The 7212-nt window shown below is 63.4% G+C and carries 5 protein-coding genes; 3 read left to right on the top strand and 2 right to left on the bottom strand.

Annotated features, from left to right (window positions below; all coding sequences use genetic code 11):
• Window positions 1-13 precede the first annotated feature (13 nt).
• A complete protein-coding gene (locus AAFH49_RS18545) occupies window positions 14-1195 on the top strand; it encodes an MFS transporter (RefSeq protein ID WP_342300529.1) in 1182 nt (393 codons plus the stop codon).
• 151 nt (window positions 1196-1346) lie between these two features.
• Complete coding sequence (locus AAFH49_RS18550; protein WP_342300530.1) at window positions 1347-3524, top strand: bifunctional alpha,alpha-trehalose-phosphate synthase (UDP-forming)/trehalose-phosphatase; 2178 nt, start codon at window positions 1347-1349, stop codon at window positions 3522-3524.
• Between the two features lie 209 nt (window positions 3525-3733).
• Here AAFH49_RS18550 and AAFH49_RS18555 read toward each other — a convergent pair whose 3' ends face one another.
• A complete protein-coding gene (locus AAFH49_RS18555) occupies window positions 3734-5521 on the bottom strand; it encodes a glycoside hydrolase family 15 protein (RefSeq protein ID WP_342300532.1) in 1788 nt (595 codons plus the stop codon).
• A 192-nt stretch (window positions 5522-5713) separates the two neighbouring features.
• A complete protein-coding gene (locus AAFH49_RS18560; protein WP_342300534.1) occupies window positions 5714-6325 on the bottom strand; it encodes a hypothetical protein in 612 nt (203 codons plus the stop codon).
• Window positions 6326-6493: 168 nt separating this feature from the next.
• On the opposite strand from AAFH49_RS18560, the gene AAFH49_RS18565 reads away from it, so the two are divergent.
• A complete protein-coding gene (locus AAFH49_RS18565; protein WP_342300536.1) occupies window positions 6494-7189 on the top strand; it encodes a hypothetical protein in 696 nt (231 codons plus the stop codon).
• Window positions 7190-7212 lie beyond the last annotated feature (23 nt).

Genomic DNA, 7212 nt, shown 5'->3' on the forward strand with positions numbered 1-7212 from the left:
TTTAACTTGCCCCATGCGCCGCTTTCGCTACCTCACCCGGGCCGTATGGCTGCTGTCGCTCGTGAGCCTGTGCACCGATGTGGCCAGCGAAATGCTGTATCCGGTGATGCCGCTGTACCTGCAGTCTATCGGCTTTTCAGTGTTTTTTATTGGGCTGCTGGAGGGCGTGGCCGAGGCGGTGGCGGGGCTGAGCAAGGGCTACTTCGGGCAATGGTCGGACCGGCTGGGACAGCGGGTGCCGTTTGTGCGGGCCGGCTATGGATTGAGTGCGCTTTCGAAGCCGCTCATGGCCGTGCTGGCCACCCCGGCCTGGGTGTTGCTGGCCCGCACGCTCGACCGGCTGGGCAAGGGCCTGCGCACGGGAGCCCGCGACGCGCTGCTCGCCGACGAAACCACGCCCGCCGACCGGGGCAAGGTGTTCGGGTTTCACCGCTCGATGGATACGCTGGGGGCGGTGCTGGGGCCGCTGGCGGCCCTGCTGTGGCTGGCGGCGCATCCGGGACAGTTCCGGCCGTTGTTTTTGTGGGCGTTTGTGCCGGGATTGGTGGCGGTGGGCATCACGCTGGCATTGCGCGAGCGGCGGGCCGTGCCATCGGGGCGGCCGGTGGTGCCATTCTGGGCGTCTTTTCGGTATTGGCGGCTGGCCCCGGCCGGGTACCGGCGGGTGGTGGGGGCGCTGCTGGTATTTGCCCTGTTCAACAGCTCTGATGCCTTTTTGCTGCTGCTGGCCCGGCAGCGCGGGTTGTCATCCACGGCTGTCATTGGGCTCTACATTCTCTATAATGTGACCTACGTGCTCAGTGCGTGGCCCCTGGGGCACCTGGCCGACCGCCTGGGGCCGCGCCGCCTGCTGGTGGGCGGTCTGGTGGCATTTGCCGGCGTGTACGGCGGCGTGGCGCTGGTGCACGATATCCGGGCCTTCGGGGCATTGTTTGCGCTTTATGGGGTGTACGCGGCGGCTACCGAGGGCGTGGCCAAAGCGTGGGTCAGCACCTTGTGCGCCAAGCCCGATACGGGCGCGGCCCTCGGCACCTTCGCGGGGCTGAGCAGCCTAGCCGCGCTGGGTGCCAGCACCGGCGCGGGCCTGCTGTGGCAATGGTGGGGGCCGGTGCCCACGTTTGGGCTGGCGGCCGTGGCAGCGCTGGGCGTGGCTGGTTACCTGGCGGTGGCGCGCACCCCGCCGCAGCCCGCGTAGGGCGGCGGCCGGTAAGCCCGGCATTGGGCCGGAATAGGAGGGCAGTTGAGGCGATAATCAGCGGCCGTTGTGCCGCTGCCAGCGGGAGGATATGGACTGAAATCGGTTAACTAACGTAAACCATAAGGTTGTTCAACCTATCCCATTGCCTATGTCCCGCACGATAATCGTCTCTAACCGCCTCCCTACTAAAGTCATTCGTTCCGAAGAAAGCCTCACGTTTCAGCCCAGCGAAGGCGGGTTGGCCACGGGTCTGGGCTCCATTTATCGGGCGGAGGGCAACGTGTGGGTGGGCTGGCCGGGACTGTTCGTGACCGACGAGGAGGAAGAAAAATACGTCACCGAAGAGCTCCAGGCTGACAGCATGTCGCCGGTGTTTCTGACGGAGGCCGAAATCAGGGACTTTTACGAGGGTTTCAGCAATTCCACGCTCTGGCCCACTTTCCACTATTTCACGCAGTTTGCCACCTACGAGCAAACCCACTGGGATGCCTACGTGGCCGTGAATCAGAAATTTTGCGAAGCTGTACTGGCCCAGGCCGGTCCGGAGGACACCATTTGGGTGCACGACTACCAGCTGCTGCTGCTGCCCGAGATGCTGCGCAAAGCCCGTCCCGAGGCCACCATCGGCTTCTTCCTGCACATCCCGTTTCCGAGCTACGAGCTGATTCGGGTGCTGCCGTGGCGGGCCGAATTGCTGCGCGGCATGCTGGGGGCCGACCTCATCGGTTTCCACACCTTCGGCTATATGCGGCATTTCCTCAGTTCCGTGTCGCAGGTGTTGGGGCTGTCGGCCGTGAATGGTCAGATTGAGGTAGCGCACCGCGCCGTGCGCGTCGATGCTTTCCCGATGGGCATCGACTACCAGCGCTACGCCGATGCTGCCGCCTCGGAAGCGGCTATTCAGCACGAGGCCACGTACCGCCAGGCCTTGCACAACGTGCGCGTCATCCTGTCCATCGACCGGCTCGACTACACCAAGGGCATTGCCCAGCGCCTGCGGGCGTTCGAGCTGCTGCTCCAGAACTACCCCGAGTGGCGCGAGCAGGTGAGCCTGATTATGCTGGTGGTGCCCTCACGCGACCAGGTGGCGCAATATGCCGACCTGAAAGTGGAAATCGACGAGCTGGTGGGGCGCATCAACGCCTCGTACCGCACCATTGCCTGGACGCCGATTCACTACTTCTACCGCTCGCTGCCGCTGGAGGAGCTGGCCTCGCTCTACCGCCTGGCGGAGGTGGCGCTGGTGACGCCCATGCGTGATGGCATGAACCTCGTGGCCAAAGAATTTGTGGCCAGCAAGGCCGACCACAAGGGCGTGCTTATCCTCAGCGAGCGGGCCGGGGCGGCGCGGGAGCTGTCCGATGCTCTCATCATCAACCCCACCGACATCAACCAGCTGGCTGAGGCCATGCACGAGGCCTTGGTGATGCCCGAGGAAGACCAGATTCAGCGCATGACAGCCATGCAGGCCCTGGTGCAGCGCTACAACGTGTTTTCCTGGACCAAACTCTTCCTCAATCAGCTTGCATATACCAAAATGAAGCAACAAACCCTGGCCACCGAAACCCTCACGCCCGCGCCCACCGGCCAACTGCTCGAAGCCTACCGGGCCAGCAAGCAGCGGCTGTTGCTGCTCGATTATGATGGCACGCTGGTCAACTTCCACCCCAACCCGCAGCGCGCACAGCCCGACCAGGAGCTGCGCCTGCTACTAAAGGCGCTGAGCGACAACCCGCAGAACCGCGTGGTCATCATCAGCGGACGTGACCGGGATACGCTGGAACGGTGGCTGGGCGACCTGCATGTCGACTTCATTGCCGAGCACGGCGTGTGGCTGCGGGCGGCGGGCGACGAGTGGAGCCTCTTCCAGGCCATGCGCAACGACTGGAAGCGCGAGCTGCTGCCGGTGCTGGAGCTGTACGTGGCCCGCACCGCCGGCTCATTCATCGAGGAGAAGGACTACTCGCTGGTGTGGCACTACCGCCGTGTGGATGAGGAACTGGGGGCCGTGCGCGCCCGCGAGCTGCTCAACCACCTCACCTTCATGACTTCCAACACCGACCTCCAAGTGATGGAGGGCAACAAGGTGCTCGAAATCAAAAATGCCGGCATCAACAAAGGCACGGCGGCTACGCGCTGGCTGAGCTACTATAGCCCCGATTTCATCCTGGCGCTGGGCGACGACCGCACGGATGAGGACACTTTCCGGGCGCTGCCTGCGGATGCGTTTACGGTGCGGGTGGGGTCGGCTCCGCATTCGTCGGCGCGGTTCCATGTGGAGTCGCCTACGGAAGTGCGGCAGCTGCTGCGGAAGTTGATTGGGTAGGGGGCGTAGAACGAAAACTCCCCTCCTTTTTTAAGGAGGGGATGTTTCAGCGAAGCTGAAACGGGGGTGGTTGCACTCGTTGAACGATGGCTGGACGACTTGCGCCCGTATTGTTCGGGTGTCGTTCAACGAATGCAACCACCCCCGTCCGAGCCGTTGGCTCGAACATCCCCTCCTTAAAAAAGGAGGGGAGTTTGTCGTTCTCACATTTACCCAACAAACCGCGGCTTGTCCTGCCGGTGCGCAATGCGGTAAGCCGCGTTCACCAGCCCAACGTGGCTGTAGGCCTGTGGGAAATTGCCCCACTGCGAGCCGGTTTTTGCGTCCACATCCTCGGACAGAAGCCCCAGATGATTGGCGTACTTAATCAATTTCTCAAACTCAGCGGCGGCTTCTTCGAGGCGGCCGACGCAGGCCAGGGCCTCCACGTACCAGAAGGAGCAGATGAGGAACGTGGTTTCGGGCGTGCCGAAATCGTCGGGGTGGCGGTAGCGGTAGAAGAGGCCTTCGGGGGTTTTTAGCTCCTTTTCAAGCTCTATCAGGTGCTTTTTGGCTTTGTCGGAGTTGCCATCGAGGTAGCCCATGAGGATGAGCTGGAGGGTGCTGGCATCCAGGTTGGCGGAGCCGATGGCGTTGGTGTACACGCCGCGCTCGGCGTCGTAGCACTGCTCGATGCGGTCGGTGGCGGCTTCGATGAGGCGGGTGGCGCGGGCCTCCATGTCCTTGTTGCCAAGGGAGCGGGCTACCTGCTGCGCGGCGTGGCCGCCGGCCCAGTGGAACAGGAAGGTATAGCAGTGCTGCTGCGCGATGTGGCGGAACTCCCAGAGGCCGGCGTCGGGCTGGTCGAGGGTGGTTTCCATGAGGCGCAGGGCTTCGGTGGCCAGCTTCTCGGGCGGGAGCTGGTCGGGGTGGGCAAAGCGGCAGTCCACGTAGAGCGGCAGCAGGGCCACCAGCACTTGGCCGTACACGTCGTTCTGAATGTGCGTGTAGGCGTCGTTACCGATGCGCACGGGCTGGTTGCCGAGGTAGCCGGCCAGGGGCAGCTCGGTTTCCACCAAATCGGCCTTGCCGCTGATGCCGTAGAGCGGCTGGTACTTGTCCTGCACCTTGGTGCTGATGTTGGCGATGAAGTGGAAGTAGCGCTCCATTTCCTCGAAGTGGCCGATGTTGTTGAAGGCCGTGAGGATGTAGTATGTGTCGCGCATCCAGCAGTAGCGGTAGTCCCAGTTGCGGGTGCTGCCAGGGGCCTCGGGCAGGCTGGTGGTGCTGGCCGCGATGATGGCCCCGGTGTCTTCGTACTGATGAATCTTGAGGGCCAGCGCCGACCGAATCACGGCATCCTGATGGAAGGTGCCGATGCTGGTGCTCTTCACCCACTTGTGCCAATAGTCGGTGGTGTTGCGCAGAAACTGCTCCACGGTGCTTTCCAGCGGGGCTTCGAGGGGCGCGCCGTAAGTGAGGACGAGGTATTTGGTTTCGTTCAGCACGAAATCTTCCTCGTCCAGAATGTAGGTGAGGGGGATGTTGGTGGTGAGGCGGATTTCCTCTTCCAAACCCAGAAAGGCAATGTGGTTGGAGCTGCGGCGGCGGGTGAGCTCCAGCTCGCCGTACTGGCCCATGGGGCGGCAGGCCACCCGCACGCGGGGCGTGCCGGCCAGCGGCTCCAGCTTCCGGATGAACATCAGCGGCTTGTAGTACCGGTCGTACTGCGCGAAGCGGGGCGCGAAATCCGTGACGCGGTAGCTGCCATCGGCGGCCGTGATTTCGGTGCGCAGCACGTTGGTGTTGGGCACGTAGGTTTGGCTGGAGGTGAAGCCGCCCGCCGCCGTGGGCCGGATGCTGAACTCGCCGCCCTTGTTATCATCCAGCAGGCTGCCGAACACGAAGCTGCTATCAAAACGCGGCCAGCAGAGCCAGCGCACGGCCGTATCGGTGCCGATGAGGCCCAGGAAGGCGCAGTTGCCGATGAGGCCGAGGTCATAGGTGTGTTTGGTCATAGGGGAGGGGGGATGGGTGGGGTTAATACCCTATTGCGCGGGCCGGGGTTGTTATGGGCAAGCGCAAAACGCCATCTGTCATCCTGAGCGGAGCGAAGGACCTTATCACGTTCGAACGGCATGTCCTGACGTGATAAGGTCCTTCGCTCCGCTCAGGATGACAGATGGCGCGGTAAAATGGGCCAAAGCCTGCTACAGCTTATCCGAAACCTGCGTGGAAATCTGCTTCGCCGTGCGCAGGGCCTGAAACTCGCCCTGCTGCGAGCGGATGGTCAGCTTGTCATCGAGCGAGAAGCTGCTGCGTAATTGCTGGTACCGGTCGTTCAGGCTGCTCATGATGGCGGCGGCGTTGGCCCAGTTGGTGGGGGTCCAGTTGGCGCGGTCCGAGCGCACGCGCTGCATAAACAGGTCGTAGGCCGAGAGCAGGCCGGTGGTGGTGAGGGTGCTCACAACGGTTTTCTTGCGCAGGAAGGCCGTGACCTGGGCATCGGTGGCGGGGCCTACCGGGGCGTCCATCACGGTGCTGCTGCTGGGGGCCGGGGCCGGGCTGGTGGCGGTGCCCGCCGGCACGTTGATGGTGCGCGTGGTGCGGCGGATGACCTTGCCGGTTTCGGGGTCCAGGTCTTCGGTTACTTCGGTTTGCTGCTGGGTGCCGGCCGGGGTGGTGGTCGTCGTCGTGGTCGGCTTGGTGGTGGTCGTGGTGGTGGGTTTGGGGGCCGTGGTCGGGGTGGTGGGCTTGGTCTGGGCCAGGGCGGCGAGGGGCGAGGCCAGCATCAGCAGCGCGAGGAGACGGGAGGTTTTCATGGGAGAATTAAGTATTGAGGTTTGCCTTTAACGGCAAAGTCCGGGCCACGGTACGCCGCCGCCCCTATTTCGGGAATATTCCCCTACTATTACGGCGCGGCTGAGGCCCAGCCCGCCGCCGGCTTGCCGGTGCGTTTTTCCTTTCCCATTTCCCCCATCGTTACCCCTATGGCTGCCGCATACTTCACCTATTTCACCAACCCCTTCGAGAGCCTGCGCATGGACCGGCCCGCCTACAAGGCCCAGGCCGAATACAGCTACCGCGCCGTGACGGAAGCCAAGCTCGGCACCCTGTTCGCGCCGCTGCTGGCCGATTTGCAAAAGGCCATCGACGGCTTCGACGAGAGCCTGACCGACCGCAGCCAGTCCACGGCCGGCGGCACCGATGCCTACCACCTGGCCCGCACCGAATGGCTGGAATTCGTGGACGACACCATGAAGGACTACGTGACCCCCAAGCTGCGCAAGCAGCCCGTCTACGCCGACTTCAAGAAATTCGGCAAGAGCAAGCTCAGCGCCCTCAAGCAGCCCAAGCTGCTCACCGAATCGAAGGCGCTGCTCAAAATATACCACGACCAGCAGAGCTTCCTCTACCCCTCGCTGGGCGATGATGCCCAGAAGAAATACGACGCCCTGGCCGCCACCGACGAAACCCGCGACACCCAGGAAGCCACCATCACCGACGCCACCCTGGCCCTGGCCGATGACCGCCGCGCCATCGCCCACGCCCAGCGCCGCCTCAAGGCCCAGCTGGAACTGAAGTTTGAGGACGAGAAGAAGGTGTACAGCTTCTTTGATTTCGCGGCCACAAAAGAGGGCCGGCAGGCAAAGAAGAAAGCCACCGCGCAAGCCGAAACAAAATAGGAGCGGACCTGCCTCCCTTCCAC

This window comes from Hymenobacter segetis (assembly GCF_038448715.1).
In the GTDB taxonomy this organism is placed as follows: domain Bacteria; phylum Bacteroidota; class Bacteroidia; order Cytophagales; family Hymenobacteraceae; genus Hymenobacter; species Hymenobacter segetis.

Bases quoted from the DNA above. Each gene is read 5' to 3' on its own strand.
- AAFH49_RS18545 (WP_342300529.1), top strand. From the start codon at position 14: ATGCGCCGCTTTCGCTACCTCACCCGGGCCGTATGGCTGCTGTCGCTC.
- AAFH49_RS18550 (WP_342300530.1), top strand. From the start codon at position 1,347: ATGTCCCGCACGATAATCGTCTCTAACCGCCTCCCTACTAAAGTCATT.
- AAFH49_RS18555 (WP_342300532.1), bottom strand. From the start codon at position 5,521: ATGACCAAACACACCTATGACCTCGGCCTCATCGGCAACTGCGCCTTC.
- AAFH49_RS18560 (WP_342300534.1), bottom strand. From the start codon at position 6,325: ATGAAAACCTCCCGTCTCCTCGCGCTGCTGATGCTGGCCTCGCCCCTC.
- AAFH49_RS18565 (WP_342300536.1), top strand. From the start codon at position 6,494: ATGGCTGCCGCATACTTCACCTATTTCACCAACCCCTTCGAGAGCCTG.